At 61.5% G+C, this 15,493-nt stretch carries 16 protein-coding genes; 6 read left to right on the forward strand and 10 right to left on the reverse strand.

Annotated features, from left to right (window positions below; genetic code table 11):
* Positions 1-4: 4 nt before the first annotated feature.
* A complete protein-coding gene (locus B2G88_RS04240) occupies positions 5-865 on the reverse strand; it encodes an SCO family protein (protein ID WP_087714060.1) in 861 nt (286 codons plus the stop codon).
* 221 nt (positions 866-1,086) lie between these two features.
* Here B2G88_RS04240 and B2G88_RS19430 point away from each other — a divergent pair, with 221 nt between their 5' ends.
* Positions 1,087-1,260 carry a GntP family permease gene (locus B2G88_RS19430; protein ID WP_176393143.1) on the forward strand — a complete coding sequence of 58 codons (174 nt, stop codon included), beginning with the start codon at positions 1,087-1,089 and terminating at the stop codon, positions 1,258-1,260.
* A gap of 41 nt (positions 1,261-1,301) precedes the next feature.
* Here B2G88_RS19430 and B2G88_RS04245 read toward each other — a convergent pair whose 3' ends face one another.
* Positions 1,302-2,474: an aminopeptidase P family protein gene (locus B2G88_RS04245; protein ID WP_054862076.1), complete on the reverse strand. Its 1,173-nt coding sequence runs from the start codon at positions 2,472-2,474 to the stop codon at positions 1,302-1,304.
* A gap of 291 nt (positions 2,475-2,765) precedes the next feature.
* On the opposite strand from B2G88_RS04245, the gene B2G88_RS04250 reads away from it, so the two are divergent.
* The 3 genes from B2G88_RS04250 to B2G88_RS04260 all read left to right on the forward strand — a co-directional run bounded on the left by B2G88_RS04250 (position 2,766) and on the right by B2G88_RS04260 (position 5,844).
* On the forward strand, positions 2,766-4,400 hold the full coding sequence (locus tag B2G88_RS04250; RefSeq protein ID WP_087714061.1) for an alpha,alpha-trehalose-phosphate synthase (UDP-forming): 1,635 nt from the start codon (positions 2,766-2,768) through the stop codon (positions 4,398-4,400).
* 3 nt (positions 4,401-4,403) lie between these two features.
* Positions 4,404-5,270, forward strand: a complete 867-nt coding sequence (gene otsB, locus B2G88_RS04255) for a trehalose-phosphatase (RefSeq protein ID WP_087714062.1) — start codon at positions 4,404-4,406, stop codon at positions 5,268-5,270.
* A gap of 226 nt (positions 5,271-5,496) precedes the next feature.
* On the forward strand, positions 5,497-5,844 hold the full coding sequence (locus B2G88_RS04260; protein ID WP_054862078.1) for a winged helix-turn-helix domain-containing protein: 348 nt from the start codon (positions 5,497-5,499) through the stop codon (positions 5,842-5,844).
* Positions 5,845-5,952: 108 nt separating this feature from the next.
* On the opposite strand, the gene B2G88_RS04265 is transcribed toward B2G88_RS04260, so the two are convergent.
* Together B2G88_RS04265 and B2G88_RS04270 are read right to left on the reverse strand one after the other, a co-directional pair.
* On the reverse strand, positions 5,953-6,720 hold the full coding sequence (locus B2G88_RS04265) for a zinc metalloprotease (RefSeq protein WP_342744098.1): 768 nt from the start codon (positions 6,718-6,720) through the stop codon (positions 5,953-5,955).
* A gap of 45 nt (positions 6,721-6,765) precedes the next feature.
* Positions 6,766-7,068 carry a hypothetical protein gene (locus B2G88_RS04270; protein ID WP_054862088.1) on the reverse strand — a complete coding sequence of 101 codons (303 nt, stop codon included), beginning with the start codon at positions 7,066-7,068 and terminating at the stop codon, positions 6,766-6,768.
* Positions 7,069-7,309: 241 nt separating this feature from the next.
* Here B2G88_RS04270 and B2G88_RS04275 point away from each other — a divergent pair, with 241 nt between their 5' ends.
* Positions 7,310-7,846: a DUF5804 family protein gene (locus B2G88_RS04275; RefSeq protein WP_054862079.1), complete on the forward strand. Its 537-nt coding sequence runs from the start codon at positions 7,310-7,312 to the stop codon at positions 7,844-7,846.
* Positions 7,847-7,856: 10 nt separating this feature from the next.
* On the opposite strand, the gene B2G88_RS04280 is transcribed toward B2G88_RS04275, so the two are convergent.
* Entirely contained in the window at positions 7,857-8,540 is a 684-nt protein-coding gene (locus tag B2G88_RS04280) for a hypothetical protein (RefSeq protein WP_087714063.1), read from the reverse strand.
* A gap of 59 nt (positions 8,541-8,599) precedes the next feature.
* Positions 8,600-9,592 carry a PLP-dependent cysteine synthase family protein gene (locus B2G88_RS04285; RefSeq protein ID WP_087714064.1) on the reverse strand — a complete coding sequence of 331 codons (993 nt, stop codon included), beginning with the start codon at positions 9,590-9,592 and terminating at the stop codon, positions 8,600-8,602.
* Between the two features lie 154 nt (positions 9,593-9,746).
* Here B2G88_RS04285 and B2G88_RS04290 point away from each other — a divergent pair, with 154 nt between their 5' ends.
* Positions 9,747-10,118, forward strand: a complete 372-nt coding sequence (locus B2G88_RS04290) for a TlpA family protein disulfide reductase (RefSeq protein WP_054862080.1) — start codon at positions 9,747-9,749, stop codon at positions 10,116-10,118.
* A 44-nt stretch (positions 10,119-10,162) separates the two neighbouring features.
* Here B2G88_RS04290 and B2G88_RS04295 read toward each other — a convergent pair whose 3' ends face one another.
* The 4 genes from B2G88_RS04295 to B2G88_RS04310 all read right to left on the reverse strand — a co-directional run bounded on the left by B2G88_RS04295 (position 10,163) and on the right by B2G88_RS04310 (position 15,491).
* Positions 10,163-11,545, reverse strand: coding sequence for an FAD-dependent oxidoreductase (locus tag B2G88_RS04295; RefSeq protein WP_087714065.1), 1,383 nt, complete (start codon positions 11,543-11,545; stop codon positions 10,163-10,165).
* 247 nt (positions 11,546-11,792) lie between these two features.
* Complete coding sequence (locus tag B2G88_RS04300; protein WP_087714066.1) at positions 11,793-13,958, reverse strand: thioredoxin domain-containing protein; 2,166 nt, start codon at positions 13,956-13,958, stop codon at positions 11,793-11,795.
* Positions 13,959-14,030: 72 nt separating this feature from the next.
* On the reverse strand, positions 14,031-14,528 hold the full coding sequence (locus B2G88_RS04305; RefSeq protein ID WP_087714067.1) for a small multi-drug export protein: 498 nt from the start codon (positions 14,526-14,528) through the stop codon (positions 14,031-14,033).
* 63 nt (positions 14,529-14,591) lie between these two features.
* On the reverse strand, positions 14,592-15,491 hold the full coding sequence (locus B2G88_RS04310) for a polysaccharide deacetylase family protein (protein ID WP_054862081.1): 900 nt from the start codon (positions 15,489-15,491) through the stop codon (positions 14,592-14,594).
* Positions 15,492-15,493 lie beyond the last annotated feature (2 nt).

A 15,493-nucleotide genomic window follows, 5' to 3' on the forward strand; every position in this document is an offset into this window, starting at 1 on the left:
GTTCTTACTCGTCGGGTTGGTTCTGGGCGACGGTTCGAGCATCGTCGACGATGACGCCGATATCGCCACCGAGGTCATCGCGTTCCGAGAGTGGCCCAGCCAGTGGATAGGCGCGTTCGGTAATCCCCTGATTGTTTGCGAGCACGACCAGATTGATGTGGTTGAAGGTGTACTCGCCGTGGTCGTGGTTGTCGTGTTCGTCGCCGTTGTGGCTATCGTGATTATCACCTTCCGCGTCGTCACCGTTGTGACCATCGTGGTCGTCATCCTCGCCGTCGTGGTCCTGCTCACTGTCGTCCGCATCCTCGTCTTCGTCCTCGACTCGTTCAACCCCCATACCGAAGTCCTCCATGAGCCACTGTTCGCCCTCCTCGTAGCTCTCCGGCCGGAGGAAATGCCAGTTGTCCGCCTCGTAGTCGACGCTCTGTTCGATGCCGTACTCCTCGAGAACATCTGGCGTGTCGCGTTCGGGGTCGAACGTGTACGCTAACAGCGCGATATCGTCCTCGTAGCCGTTCTCGCGTGCGTCTTCCTGCACGCGGCGAAGTCGCGTCAACAGTGCGGGACAGGCACCGTCCGGACAAGAAGTGAAGAAAAACGTGATGAGAAGTGCGCGGTCGCCGATGAAATCCTCGAGTGAGACGGTCTCGTCGGCAATCGGGTCCGGAATCGCAAAGTCGGGGAACGCCTCGCCGTGAATCGGGTGCGATGGATCACCGCGAGTCTGATCCGGCGGGCTAAGGACGGTGTCGCTGTCGTCGCCGAGTCCGACAGTCCCCATTGCGTCGTCGAGACAACCGGCGAGGCCAGCGAGACCGGTGACACTCGCCGCACCGAGTGAGCCGAGGTACGTCCGTCGTTCCATACTAGCCTGTTAGCCGGTGTCCTCAAAGGTTCGTTGGTACACCTCACGAAGCAGGGGCTGACAGATCGGCGTCGCGTCCTCGAGTGTCGGCGTATGTGGCGTTCGTTTCACTCGATTCGCCTGCCGAAAGCCGCCCGTACCGCGTCGAACGATTCAAAACTGTTCGCAGACGCGACAGTACGACTGCTATAACTATCAAATGGGGTCAAATACAGCCGGCTATGTCTCGTTCGAATCGCTCATCAATGCACATCGGCTGCCCTGAATGCGGTGCCACCGTCAACGGATTCGTCCCACCAGGCCCCGGCATCAGCACCGACGAAACGAACCGACTTCAGGGTCGTGAGACCACCTGTGACGGCTGCGGTCACGAACTCGAGTTCTACTTTTACTGATACTGATTCAGACTCGCCGTGAGCGCCAGCGCGTCAGTGCGTCAGCGCTCATGGATGCCACCCGTCTCCCAGCCACGCGGCGACTCGTTGAGCCGCTCTGCGCCATTGTCAGTCACTGCGACCAGATCCTCGATTCGAATCCCAAAGCGATCCTCGAGATAGATTCCCGGCTCGATGCTGAAGACCATGCCAGCCTCGAGTTTGCGGTCGTTGTCCGCGACGATGTACGGTGGTTCGTGGACCTCGAGGCCGACGCCGTGGCCGGTTCGGTGGACGAATGCGTCGCCGTAGTCCGCATCGGCGATGTGCTCGCGTGCGACTGCGTCGATCTCGCCGGCCGTGACGCCGGGTTTGACGGCGTCGACGGCGGCCTGTTGGGCCTCGGCAACGAGTTCGTGGATTGTCTCGTAGCCTTCGGGAGGGTCACCGACGACCATCGTTCGCGTCTGATCTCCGGGGTACTGTGTGTCGCCCGCGAGGTCGCTGTCGACGAACGCGCCGAAGTCCAGAACGAGTGGGTCGCCGCGCTGAATCGTCCGGTCGCCGCTGTGGTGATGGGGGCGAGCACTGTTCGGCCCGGACGCCACAATCGTCTCGAACGCGGGCTCGTGACCACCGTACTCTGCAAGCAGTCGGTCGATCTCGGCGGCTAGTTCGCGCTCGGTCAGCCCGCACAGTTGCTCGCCGCGCGAGCGAATCTCCATCGACACACGATCAGCGAGTTCGCCTGCCCGCGCCAGTGTCGCTAGTTCGGCCTCGTCCTTTCGAATCCGAAGTCCCTCGAGAACGTCACTCGCGAGGCCGAACTCGGCGGCTGGACAGAGTGACTGCAGATCCTGCATGAACGTCGCCCACATGCGGTCGTCGACGAGAATCGCTGGCTGGCCGTCGCCCTCGAGGTCGAGATCGAACGACTCGAGCGTTCGTGAAATCGCCTCGAGCGGGTCGTCATTGTCGTCCCACAGCCGGAGTTTCAGCCTCGAGAGCGGCAGGTCCTCGAGTTGTGAGTTGTACATCGTGGGGGCGACGAACGTTGGTGATGCGTCCGCGCTCGCATGCGGGATAAACAATAGTAGGTGACGCTCGGACGGCGATTCGTCGAAGCCGGTGAGGTACGTCAAATTCGATCCGGGGGCGCACACGGCCAGTTGCGCCGGTCCGTCCTCGAGACGAGACTGACAGTCAGTGAGTCGCTGTTCGAACGGTGACTCCATACACAACGTAGCGCATGCGTCCAGAAGTACATCCCGGAGCGGGCCATCAGTCGCTGCTGTGGGTGCGAAACGCGACTGAGGGCGTGGAACTACTCGCACACAGTGGAGGTGTTGACTAGGCTATAGCGAATCACATGAACAAGTGTTTAGAATTAGTCATGTATTATGGATAATTGGATCGTTAAAACTGATTGACCGTTCATCTGCTCGAAACACTACGGCGGGTTATTAAATCTCCATGCAGTTGCAGGCCACGAATCAACCCGTCGTGGGGCTGTGATATAGCAGCGAATGCGATTCACTGCAGCGCGTCCGTCGTCGAGTTCGGATCGACAGTCGGTACGAGCCGACGGCGGTACTCGAGCGTTCGATACCGGGTCGAACTACCCCGAGTCGTTGATTGTTGTCTCAAATCGTCAGCCGTATCGCCACACCTACGAGGACGCCAGTGGCACGGATGGCGATGACGATAGTGACCGACCGATTTCGGTCGACGAACCAGCCGGCGGCCTGACCGCTGGACTTGACCCAGTCGTCCAGGAAACCAGCGGCACCTGGATCGCCTGGGGTGACGGCGATGCCGACTTCAAGGTCACTGACGAGCATAACTGCGTCAGTGTCCCACCCGAGGAGGATGCATACACACTGCGCCGGATCGACCTCAGCGACGAGGCCGTCGACTCGTACTACTACGGATTCAGCAACCGGGTCCTCTGGCCGCTCTGTCACGGCTTTACCGATCTCATCTGCCACCGTTCGGACGACTTCGACTGGTATCAGACGGTCAACGAGCGCTTCGCCGACGCCGTTGCTGACCACGCGAGCGAGGAGTCGGTTGTCTGGCTACAGGACTACCACTTCGCGCTGGCACCACGGATGATTCAGGACAATGAGGACGTTCCCGACTCGACAACCGTCGCCCAGTTCTGGCACATTCCGTGGCCAACACCATCAGCCCTCCAGCGCTGTCCCGCCGCAGGCCACCTCCTCGAGGGCGTCCTCGGCAACGACTTGCTCGGATTCCACGTCGAGCGGTTCGCAGACCGCTTCCTCGAGTGCGTCGAGCAGTTCCTGCCGACTGCGGATGTCGACCGACAACAGCGGACTGTCACGTACGCTGGACAGACGACGCGTGCCGTCGCGACGCCGATGGGTGTCGATGCCGAGTCCTACGACCGAGATGCCCGCTCGGTCGACTCGAGCCAGATTTCGTCGCTGTTCGACGAGTACGATGTCCACGAGGACACTGCCGTTGGTCTCGGCGTCGACCGCCTCGACTACACGAAAGGAATCCCCGAGCGATTCGCCGCCCTCGAGCGCTTCTTCGAAGACAACCCGGAATGGCAGGGTGAGTTTACGTTCATTCAGAAGTCAACGCCCTCGCGAACGAACATTCCAGCCTATCAGCACCACGGCGAACTCGTTCGCAGCGAGGCCAAGCGAATTAACCACCGCTTCGGGACCGACGACTGGCAACCGATCATCTACACGGAAGCCTACCTCGAGCATGAGACGCTCTGTGGGCTGTACCGCCACGCTGACGTCATGGTCGTCAACCCGCTCATCGACGGGATGAATCTGGTCGCACAGGAGTTCGTTGCCTCGAACGTCGACGCGACGGGGACGCTCGTCCTGAGTGACCAGGCAGGCGCACATGATCGACTCGGTTCGCATGCGGTCTCTATCGACCCAACCGCCGTCGATGACATTGCCTCCGGAATCGAAGAGGCCCTTTCGATGCCCACCCAGGAGCGCCAGCGTCGACTGACCACGCTCCGCGAGCGCGTCTTCGATGGCGACCTCGAGCAGTGGATGGATGCCCAGTTCGACTGGATACACCACGTTCATCCCCACTCAGACGAACGAGATGATCCTGACTCGCGCCGCGACTCGAGCGACTACAAACCCCACGAACCCACTGCCTGATCGATGACAGGGACAGCATCCGTTCCGTCGCCGCTCGAGGAGGCACTGCCATTGGTTCGAACCACACTCGAGTCTGCCTCGCAGCTGCTGGTCTGTCTGGACTTCGATGGGACGCTCGCGCCAATCGTCGCTGAGCCGGACGCGGCGACGCCGACGCCAGCAAACCAGTCCGCAGTTGCGAGCCTCGCTAGCGAAGCGAGCGTGACGACAGCAATCGTCAGCGGCCGCGCACTCACTGACGTCCGCGAGCGCATCGACGGGCCAACGATCTACGCCGGAAACCACGGCCTCGAGTTAGAACGCAACGAGTCGGTTGCGGTCCATCCAATCGCACGCAAGCGGGCGACGACAATCGATCACGTCTGTTCGACCCTCGAGACCGTCCTCGAGCCAATTCCAAACGCACGGATCGAGAACAAGCGCCTGACTGGGACCGTCCACGTCAGAGCCGTCCCAGACGCCGCACGCCCCGCTATTGCTCGTCTCACACAATCAGTCGTCGACCGTATCGGTGGCGACGCACTGACCGTGTCGGATGGGAAACGCATCCTCGAGATCGGGCCATCGGTGCCGTGGGGAAAAGGAAACGCCGTCGAGTTGATCGAATCGACGTGTCCGCCCGCGACGGTGCCGATCTACATCGGCGACGACGTCACCGACGAATCCGCGTTTCAGGCGGTCGAGCCTGACGGCATTGGGATCAGAGTCGGCGATGAACAGCCATCGCAGGCGTCGTATCGGGTCGACTCACCCGCCGACGTTGCAGCCCTCCTCGAGTGGCTCGGATCTGCCGGACTCTCGATACTCGAGGACGACGCCACGCCGTCACAGTCGGGTGCTCGCGAACCCGTCACGCCCCGAAAGCGATGACACACACTCGCGACCTCGAGTCATGAGTGTCTCCCCGAAGACAAGTGCTGTTTTTCATCGAACAGGTCTGCAATACTGGATTTGTGTAATCGACATTCTGGGATTGTGAACCATCGGCATAGATATCATGCAGCGATATTGCACAGGAATTCACAGTATTGTGGAACGAGAGCCGAAAGTCTTAGTTACCAGTGGAAATATAGTATTCGTACGAGAGTGAACCAGTGTGAAACTACGTCAACCAACTGACTTCCTGATCCTCGAAGCACTCGAGGACAAGGGGCGAAACGTGGCAACGAACCTCGCAGCACATACGGGCAAGAGCCGAAAGAACATCAACACCAGACTGCCAGTTCTCGAGGACTACGGACTCGTCGAGAAGATCGGCCCGGCCGAACGCTCCGGCCTCTACGAGATCACCTCGATGGGGAAAGCCGCACTGGTCTACCAGGACCAGTACGACGAGGCAGACGACTTCGAGGCGCTCATCGAAGGGCCAAGCGCGGGTTCGTCTGCGGGCGCCGACGCACAGGCCGAGTTCGTCCGCGGTGAGGACGACTCCGACGACGAGTAACGCTATCGAACGAGACAGTGGCTGGTTCGAAAACGCTGGGACGGGCCGTGGCGGCCCGCCGAACTATGGCGTTCTGGGGTTCTCGTTTTCGACAGCTGAACCAGTTCCCTAATCGTCAGCAGCGCGAGCGGCGAGTGCGCGACGTGAACACGCCGAAAAAGACAGACTGAGCGCTCGCTGACTGCTCTCTGGAACCGGATAGACCGATCCACAGTGGCTCTGCTCGCCGGCATAGTCGGACCCGAACGCGTACGTACTGAGCATCGGCGTCGCGATACCGATTCCATCCTCACGAACGACAGCCCCGTGTTCGTGATCCAGTCCAAGCGCGTGACCGATTTCGTGCAACAGCACCTGCATCGTCCGCACTCGCGTCGTCACCGGAACGGTCCATGGGAACGCCGTCTCCGGGCCGGTCTCGAGGACGTCATCGAACGACTCGAGGACGGCGATGTGGCGTGCGCCGCCAACTGAGGCGATGCGGGGCATGCCGTAGCCTGTCGGTGCCACTCTCATCTGCCCATCAGTCACGAGGAGATTGACGTGGCGTGCTGGATCGATGTCGCCGAGACTGATCGCGCCCGACCCGACTTGAAGCGGCCACTCGCCGCGGCTCGTTACTCGCGCCCCGTCTTCGGTTCCGACTGCAACTGGGCCACCGAACGAGAGGTCGACCGTCCAGAACTCGAAGTCGAAACAGCGGATGACGTACTCGCGGATTCGGCGCTTGAGGCCATCGTAGGTCGCCGCCTGCTCGGAGAACCAGACACCAATCTCGAGAGTCTCGATAGGATCTCGAGTCGCGTAGGCGAGCGTCCCCAGTGATGCAACAGAGCCAATTGCACCGAGGAACGCTCGCCGGTTCATGACTGTCATTGGAATCCGAACGATCCAATTACTCGTGGTTAACAGATGCAGCCCTTATCCGCCCGACTCGTCGTGACTCGAGTTTGACCTCGAGAATCGGCGGGTGTCGACGACGCGTGCGCTCTCGCCACGAACGCGGATTTCGACCCACGACGGGGCGTTACAGACGTCGATAGCTGTCAACATCAACAGTCGCTTGCCGCCCGTTTCGACGAGTTGTCGGTCGGGGGTTGTTTGGCGGAGACAGAGTTGCCACGCCCCGCGTCGAAACTGACGTGAGACTTCCCATTCGGTGTAGTACTGTCCGTTCGATCCCTCGTAGAGTCGATCAACGGGTGTGTTTGCTACACCCGCCACAGGATCGCCTCCGTTCGCACTCGAGTCGGTCGCGTCCCCACACACGCGCCTCCCGAACCCGTTACACCAGCAATCATCACTCCCATTCACTCGAATGGAGAGTCGGTCTCCCCATCGGGGCTTGGGTTCACATACGTGATCTTTATGAAATAGTGACTGTCAGTGGTACCGGACACTCACTCCAGCGTGACTCGTGGGAAACCCGAAACCCACATTACATCGACGCCCCCACCTGCAGGTAGTGACGCGCGTCTGTCTCATCGGGAATCCCGACTGTACCCTCCAGTACGAACTGCTCTCGCGCGAGACGTCCCGTGAGGCACTCGCAACCTACGATCTCACCCGCCCGTTCGATAACGCACTCGCGATGCGGACGGTCAGCATCGGTGCCGCCGTCTCGCTGCTCAACGACCTCCAGTGGTATCTCACCCGGTTCGTCGACGAAGCACTGATCAAGGATCCAAGCGTCAGCACCGACGAGTGGCTCTCGCGCCCGCTCGCAGAGGCGCTCCGAAACGGCACCCTCGAGCCCGCAGACACGGGCGAGTACTGCAAAATCTACGGCCTCGAGCGCGAGTCGAACGCGTTGTCGGCCGACGACGCTCCCACGACTGAGGAGACGACACAACCGGACGAAACGGCCTCGAGTCCGGGTCGGCCGCGACTGGTCGAACCACTGTACGTTCGCCGGACGAACGGCGAGTTGCCGACGTACGATCTACGCGATGTCGAGGAGACGCTCATCGTTCGGCTCACGGAAGACGAATATTCGCCGTAGCCGGCGTCTCTTACTCAGTTGAATCCGACTCACTCGCAGAGGCAGTCGCGAGACCGACTCCGTGTTCAGTGCCATCAGCGGCAGTGACTCGAGCCGAGAGATCCGTAACTGGCGAGCCGTCGATGGAGACGCGAACGAGCGCGCCGACTGCCGTCAGCGCCTGGGCACACATCGTATCGTCGTCTGTCTCGTCGCGGACTGCAGCCTCGAGCGTGAGCGTGTCGCTGGCATCTTCGCTTTCATCACCGACCGACACCTCCTCGACGATCAGTTCGTAGCAGTGAGTCGGTGCCTCGGCCTCGAGTGCGATCAGCGATGACTGCTCGAAAACCGTCTCGGCAATGAACTCCTCGAGTGAGTCGGCCAGGCCTCGAGCGGCGAGCCAGTCATCCGTTTCGTCCTGCTCTGTAAGCAGCGTTACGTCTGGTTTCTCGGGCAGATCAGAGTGACTGTACTGTTCGATGTCGTACTCGAGGCCGGTGTCGTCGCCATCCGTGTCGTCGTCTGTCTCGTCAGCCGCATCAGTTGTCTCATCGTCAGTTTCGGTATCGTCTCCGCGTTCGTTTGTGGCCGACTCATCGTCATCGGTCGGCCCATCCGTGTCATCAAAATCAGTGAGACAACCGGCTGTAAGCGAGAGTATCCCGGCACCGGCACACAGCAGTGTGCGGCGAGTGGAGGACTGTGGGGGCATACCAAGTCGTAGACCACGACGGATAAAGACCCTTCGCGTAGGTGAAAAAGCCGTTTGTCCTACGACTCGAGGCCGTCGATATCGAACAGCCCGGTCGACAGATAGCGCTCACCGCTATCCCAGAAGACAGTGACGACGAGCGGGCAGTCCTCGACCGTCCCGCCGTCAGGTTCAGGTGTCGCCGTCGACTCGTCGAACGCGCCCGGAACGTCCGGACACTCGAGGTCGGGATCGGCGATTTCGCGGGCGATACGCTGAGAGACGAGGCTCGTCGCGCCGCTGGATTGGCCCACGAGGACGCCTTCCTCGCGAGCGAGGCGGCGACACTCGTCTTCAGCGTCCTCGAGTCGAACCGTTTCGACGCGGTCGATCAGATCGCGCTCGAGGTTCTCGCTGACGAAGCCGGGACCCATGCCTTGAAAGTCGTCACTGCCGGCTTCGCCTGTCGAGAGCACGGCGTTTCGTTCCGGTTCGACGGCGATGATGTCCATTTCGGGGAACGCCTCGCGGAGTCGCCGGCCGGTACCCGATATCGTGCCACCAGTCCCGACGCCCGCGACGAACGCGTCGATTTCGCGGTCGCCGACCTGCTCGAGGATCTCTGCGCCCGTCGTCCGGTAGTGCGCGTCGGGATTCGCCGGGTTGTCGAACTGGCCCAACTGGACTGCGCCCTCGGCCTCGAGTTCGTCGGCGCGCTCGCGAGCGTCGGACATGTCGCCGTCGACGAGCTCGAGATCTGCGCCGTAGGCTGCCATAATCTGCTGGCGCTCTTCGGATTTGTCGGCGGGCATGACGATGGTCAGATCGTAGTCGCGGGCGGCACAGACCAGCGAGAGGCCGATTCCGGTGTTGCCGCTGGTTGGTTCAACGAGTCGGTCACCGGGTTCGATCACGCCCGCTTGTTCGGCCGTTCGGATCATCTGCAGCGCCGGCCGGTCTTTCGCCGAGCCGCCGGGGTTGAACGATTCGATCTTCGCGGCGACGGTCGCCCCCTCCGGCGACTCGACCTGGACGAGCGGTGAGCCAATCGTGTCCAGGATACTCCCTTTCATTAGCAACGCATAGCGAGTCGACGCATATACTGTTTATTGTCCCGGCTGCCGGTACTGACTGCGGGCGCGCTCTCGAGGACCAGTTTCGACCATGCTATCGGAGCGCCCCGCCAGAAGCACGGTCGTTAAGCCCCCTGGCGCGTAACCACCGGGTATGAGTCTCGAGACCATGAATCCGAATCCGACGTGGGACGCAGCCTCCTATGAGGACGCTGTCGACACACTCGAAGCACACAACGACGATCTCGTCTACACGGTCTGGGGCGGCGACTGGTGTAAGGACTGTCGAAAACTGCTCCCTGACTTCGGGGCCGCACTCGAGGCGGCCGACGTTCCCGACGAGCGTATCGACGAAATTGCCGTCGACGAAGATAAGCAGGGGCCAGGCGTCGAGGAATACGGCATTGAGTACATTCCGACTGTCGTCGTCGAGGACGATGATGGCGACGAAATCGTCCGGTTCGTCGAAGAAGAGGACCTGCCACCAGCGATCTGGCTGGCACAGGAACTCGAGTCGAAACTGTAAGAAGCGAGCATTTTTTCGCGAGTACGAGGGTCCGAATCTGCCCGTTAGTCACCCGCAGGAACTGGATCCGTATCCTGTTCCTCGTCGCCTTCGCGCGGGAAGTTCTCGATCGTCGCAGCCTCGAACTCGTCTTCAGCGAACTCGTAGTCGTCGCCGAGGAACTCGAGGACCTGTCTGGTGTCTTTCTTGGCGTTTTGCAGGCAGGTCGAAGCACCGGGCGAAGGCGTGATGTTGAAGATAATGCCGTCGCCGTGGATCTTGGCCTCGCCCATATCCAGCGATTTCGTCTCGGTGTTGACGATCTGCGGGCGGACGCCACCGTAGCCTTTCGCGCGCTCGATATCCTCGAGTTCGACCGTCGGAACGACCTTCTGGACGTGCGGGAGGAACGCCCGTTTGCCGACCGCGGGCACGTCGTAGACGAGGTTCTTGAGCACGTAGGGGAACAGAATCCGATCCGCGAGGATGTTCCCGTAGCTCAGGAACGAATCGAGGTTGAGTTCGAACACGTCATAGAAATCCGAGGCGGTCGAGATATTTCCGCGCTCGAGCATCGGGACGACCTTCGCGGTCGGGCCGAATCGGGTGAGGGTGCCGTCGTGGACCTCGGCATCGCCGTGGACGGCTGCAAACGGCAGTTTCTTCATCTGCAGGGTGTAGACCTTGCCGTTGAGCAAGTTCCGGTTGGCTTCGAAGAAGCTTCCGGCAACGGGGAGCAGCGACTTGTTCTCGCCGTAGCCCATTTTCTTGGCGATCTGGAGGCTGTGTGAGCCAGCGGCGACGACCGTCGAGTCAGCCCCAAACCAGCCAGCTTCTGTTTCGACGAGGAACTCGTCTTCGGTTTCGTTGATCGACTCGACTGCCGTCCCCGTGTAGACGTCGACGCCATCCTCGTCGCGAACGTCATCAACAAACGACTGGGCGACCTCGCCGTAGTCGACCGTGTAGCCGTCGGGCGTCTGCAGTGCCAGCATGTCTGTGTGTGGCTCGCGGCCCTTGACGACGTTTGGCTCGATCTCTGCGATTTCCTCGCGGTCGATTGCGCGAAGTTTCGGGAACAGATCGCCAAAGCCTTCCTCGTCGTAGCGATCTTCGAGTTTCGCGACTTCCTCGTCGCCGACTGCAAGCACCATCTTGCTGCGCTTGCTGTGCATCTCCCGGTCGGGGTCGTTCTCCTCGAGATAGCCCGCGACCATCTCAGCACCCTGTTTGACCGTCTCGGCCTTCTCGAGGGTGTAGTTGGTCTCGATGTCGCCGAAGTGAAGCGTCTGAGAGTTGTTCGTATGATGCGAGTTGATCGCGGCAATCTCGTCTTCTTTTTCGATGAGCGCGACGCTCTCGATGTCCGTGAAGTTCGCGACCGTATACAACAGCGATGCGCCACTAATGCCCCCGCCAACGATAATGAGGTCGTATTCTTCTTTCATGTCCAAAGATGCGCTATTGGTTGCCGTCAGTGACGAACGTTGACGAACGTACTAAACAGCTACTATATGCGCCGGATACTCGCGTTACTGACCGGCAAACCGATAACACGTACCGAATGTTGATTCGGAAATAACGTGTGTTGTTCTCCATCACTGGAAACCCTCCAGACAAGAGAGAACGAAAACGCCACACCACCGTCAGTCAGCCCCACTCGAGTCTCGTACGCACCCAGCCGGGTCAGGAGAACTAAAACGGACTCTCGTCGGGCGCGCTGTTGTGATCGGTCCGCCCCTCGAGCCACTCGAGCGCGTCGTCGACCTCGTGCGTCGGCGGCGAACAGGTCCGGTCGCGACAGACGTACAGCGTCGGCTCACCGTCTCGAGCCTCGCGTTCAGCCCAGATCGGTGGGCTTTCCTCGAGATCCAATACGTCGAGCCACTCCGCGAGGCCGTCCTCGGTCGGCGGCCGTCGCGCGAGTAGCCGATCCGGATAGTACTGCTGTGCAAACGCGGCGCGCCACGCTTCGGGCAGGTCCGACGCTGCAACCGTTACCTCGAGTGGCCCGGCCTCGAGCCGGTCCGCACCGAGTGCGAGCGTCGCGTGCTCGAGAGCGTTCGACTCGATCCGGTTTGCGTGCGTCTCGAGCACGCTCGAGGCGATCTCCGCAAACTCGTCGCCGGCAAAGTGGTCGAGCGCTAGCAGGACTTCGACAGCAACGCCGGCAGCGGCGGGCGTCGACTGGTCACCCAGTTCCTGGGGTCGGGTGACGAGTGACTCGCCGCTTTCGGGCGTGAAATACAGCGTCCCGGCCTCGGCGTCCCAGAACTCGGCGTCGATGACGCGAGCAAGGTCGAGTGCGAACGCGAGGTGGTCGACGTCGCCGGTCGCCTCGTAGCACGCCAGTGCACCCCGGGCGAGGAAGGCGTAGTCCTCGAGATAGCCGTCGATGGCGACATCGCCGTCTTTGAACCGCCGCGAGAGACGCTGCTCGTCGTCGTCCCAGAGCCGGTCGCGAACGAACGCGAGGGCGTTCGTTGCCATCTCGGCGTAGGCGTCGTCACCGAGTACGAGTGCGGCTTCGGCGCAGGTCGTGATCAGCAACCCGTTCCAACCCGCGAGCACCTTCTCGTCTCGATTGGGGCGAGGGCGCTGCTCGCGGGCCTCGAACAGCGTTTCACGAGCCGACTCGAGGCGATCCCGAACCTCGTCTTCGGCGAGGTCGTACTCCTCGGAAAGCGACTCGAGCGAGCGCACCCGATTTGGTTGAGACGAGCCTTCGAAGTTCCCCGCGAGGGTGATATCGTAGCGGTCACAGAACAGGTCGGCGGTGGTCTCGTCTCCAAGTACCTCCTGCACCTCTCCTGGCGTCCAGACGTAGAACGAACCTTCCTCGCGTTCGCCGGTCTCAGGGTCCTCGCTCTGAGCATCGAGCGTGCTGAAGAAGCCGCCAGCCTCGTGTGTGAGTTCGCGGTCGACGAACGCAAGCGTCTCCCTGACCACCTCGGCGTAGCGCTCCTCGCCGGTGAGTTGGTAGCCCGAAAGGAACGCACGCGGGATTTCGGCGTTGTCATAGAGCATCTTCTCGAAGTGTGGCACCGTCCAGTCCGCGTCGACGCAGTAGCGATGGAAGCCGCCGCCGACGTGGTCATAGAGGCCGCCCGACGCCATCGCCTCGAGCGATTCCTCGAGCACGTCGCGATACTGGTCGTCCCCCGTTCGGTCGTACGCACGCGCGAGCACCTGCAATCGCGACGGCTGTGGGAACTTCGGCCCGCCGGAGCCAAAGCCGCCGTTCCGGCGATCCGCGCTCCGGACCGCCGCGTCGGCGACCCGCTCGAGGACGTCACTCGAGGGTGGCTCCGAATCGGCGACGGAATCGGGTGTCTCCTCGAGTCGGTCTTTCGCGGCGTCGGTCCACTGTTCCGCGCGGTTTTCCATCTCTGGACGGTCGTCCGGGTTCGCCCACGACTCACTGAGTCGCTGACAGAGCTCGAGAAAGCCGGGCTGGTTCTGCTGGCTCTCTTTCGGGAAGTAGGTGCCGACGAAAAACGGCTTCCCCTCGGGGGTGAGCCACGCCGACAGCGGCCAGCCGCCGCGTCCGGAGACGAGCTGACAGACGGTCATGTAGATCGAATCGACGTCCGGGCGCTCCTCGCGGTCGACCTTGATCGGCACGAAGTTCTCGTTCAGTATCTCGGCGACCTCCTCGTCCGCGAAGCTTTCGTCCGCCATGACGTGACACCAGTGACACGCCGAGTAGCCGATGGAGAGAAAGATCGGCTTGTCTTGCTCGCGGGCCGCCTCGAGTGCCTGTTCGTCCCACGGCTGCCAGTTGACAGGGTTGTCCGCGTGCTGGCGAAGGTAGGGACTCTCCTCGTCGTCGAGTCGGTTGTGCTCGGTGGGCTGATCCATACGCCAGCTACGGGCAGGGATAATAAAAGTCCGCGGTAAGTTACTAACGCGTCCGCTGGAACGACGCCCGGACTACGCGAGTCCGAGCAGCGACACGCCGTAGGCCGAAGCGGCCACCAGTGCGACTGTCCACGCGAGAATACCGGCGGTCATCCACCCCGCGACGGCCCGAGTCCGGCTGCCAGCCAGCAACGCAACGAGTGCAGCGATGTGGACGCCGGTCAACACTGGGCTCGCAATAGCCAACCCCGGAACGCCGTACCGGTCCCAGAGATCGCGTGCGCGAGCGTACCGGTCGCTCGAGTCATCCGACTCGCCCCGTCGTTGCTCGAGCCAGCGAGCGATATGCCGGTAGAAAACGATCAGCGCGTACACGGAGAGAATGTTCCCCGCGAACGCGAACAGTCCGGTCGCGAGCGGATCGAGACCCAGTCCGATTGCAATCGGGATCACGACGAGGATTTCGACGATGGGTATCGCGGCGAAGACGAACACCAGCAGGTACTGGAGGAGACCCGAACTTTCCTCGAGCGTCGTGCCAACGTCGACGAGCAGCGGGAGGAGCGACATGCGGTAGCGTCTATCCTCGAGTCGGGCCTGCGAGCGGATAGATGGCGCGGTTCGGTGTCTGCGCTACACGTACCGACTCTCGCTCTCGTACACCGACGGGTCCTCCCTGTACTTCTCTGCGACCGTCTCGAGGGCGACGAACTGGGCGTTTTCGTGGCTTGTGACGTACTGGATGAACTCCTCGAAGAGCGGGATCATGTGGGGCAGGCCGTGGATGTCGGGGTGGATCGTGAACGTGTAGACGCCCGCCCCGCGGCGGTTGTAGAGGTAATCGAACTGGCGTTTGTAGTACTGTTCGTACATCATCTCGGGATCCTTGTAGCCGGCGTGGTAGATCGGCTGTTTGATGAACAGCATCGGCGGAATGTCGTCGCGGTACCAACTAATCGGAATCTCGACGACATCGGTTTCCTCTCCGTACTGATAGGGCTCCATCCACGTCTCGGGAGTCTTGTCGTAGTCGATTGTCTCCCAGCTGTCGCCCTCGCGCATCCAGCCCGGCTCGAACATCCGTTCCATCAGGCTGCTATCGTAGTCGAAGCCGTGTTTCTGGACGAGTTCCGGTGTGTTCTCGCTGAACTCCCACCAACTGGCGCGGTGGCCGACCGGCTCCGAACCGGTCACGTCCTCGATCAGGTCAATCGAAACCTCGAGAATTTCATCTTCTTGCTCCCTCGAGAGGTCGGTCGGGTTCTCGTGAGAGTAGCCGTGGACCCCGAGTTCGTGGCCGTCAGCTGCGACCGCCTCGATTTCGTCGCGAAAGGTTTCGATGGTGTGGCCGGGGACGTACCACGAGGTTCGGATATCCTGCTCATCAAAGAGGGCGAGCATCCGCGGGATGCCCTCGTTGCCGGCAGCGATTCCCCTCGAGAGGTCAGCGGGTGAGTCGGCCCCGCCGTAGGAGCCAAGCCAGCCAGCGACACAGTCCGCATCGACGCCGATTGCGACATCAACTGTTCCCATGC

Source organism: Natronolimnobius baerhuensis (assembly GCF_002177135.1).
Lineage (GTDB): Archaea > Halobacteriota > Halobacteria > Halobacteriales > Natrialbaceae > Natronolimnobius > Natronolimnobius baerhuensis.

What these genes read in the sequence shown, in the direction of transcription:
- B2G88_RS04240 (WP_087714060.1), bottom strand. Translation starts at nt 865, where the DNA reads ATGGAACGACGGACGTACCTCGGCTCACTCGGTGCGGCGAGTGTCACC.
- B2G88_RS19430 (WP_176393143.1), top strand. Translation starts at nt 1,087, where the DNA reads ATGTCTCGTTCGAATCGCTCATCAATGCACATCGGCTGCCCTGAATGC.
- B2G88_RS04245 (WP_054862076.1), bottom strand. Translation starts at nt 2,474, where the DNA reads ATGGAGTCACCGTTCGAACAGCGACTCACTGACTGTCAGTCTCGTCTC.
- B2G88_RS04250 (WP_087714061.1), top strand. Translation starts at nt 2,766, where the DNA reads ATGCGATTCACTGCAGCGCGTCCGTCGTCGAGTTCGGATCGACAGTCG.
- otsB (WP_087714062.1), top strand. Translation starts at nt 4,404, where the DNA reads ATGACAGGGACAGCATCCGTTCCGTCGCCGCTCGAGGAGGCACTGCCA.
- B2G88_RS04265 (WP_342744098.1), bottom strand. Translation starts at nt 6,720, where the DNA reads ATGACAGTCATGAACCGGCGAGCGTTCCTCGGTGCAATTGGCTCTGTT.
- B2G88_RS04280 (WP_087714063.1), bottom strand. Translation starts at nt 8,540, where the DNA reads ATGCCCCCACAGTCCTCCACTCGCCGCACACTGCTGTGTGCCGGTGCC.
- B2G88_RS04285 (WP_087714064.1), bottom strand. Translation starts at nt 9,592, where the DNA reads ATGAAAGGGAGTATCCTGGACACGATTGGCTCACCGCTCGTCCAGGTC.
- B2G88_RS04290 (WP_054862080.1), top strand. Translation starts at nt 9,747, where the DNA reads ATGAGTCTCGAGACCATGAATCCGAATCCGACGTGGGACGCAGCCTCC.
- B2G88_RS04295 (WP_087714065.1), bottom strand. Translation starts at nt 11,545, where the DNA reads ATGAAAGAAGAATACGACCTCATTATCGTTGGCGGGGGCATTAGTGGC.
- B2G88_RS04300 (WP_087714066.1), bottom strand. Translation starts at nt 13,958, where the DNA reads ATGGATCAGCCCACCGAGCACAACCGACTCGACGACGAGGAGAGTCCC.
- B2G88_RS04305 (WP_087714067.1), bottom strand. Translation starts at nt 14,528, where the DNA reads ATGTCGCTCCTCCCGCTGCTCGTCGACGTTGGCACGACGCTCGAGGAA.
- B2G88_RS04310 (WP_054862081.1), bottom strand. Translation starts at nt 15,491, where the DNA reads ATGGGAACAGTTGATGTCGCAATCGGCGTCGATGCGGACTGTGTCGCT.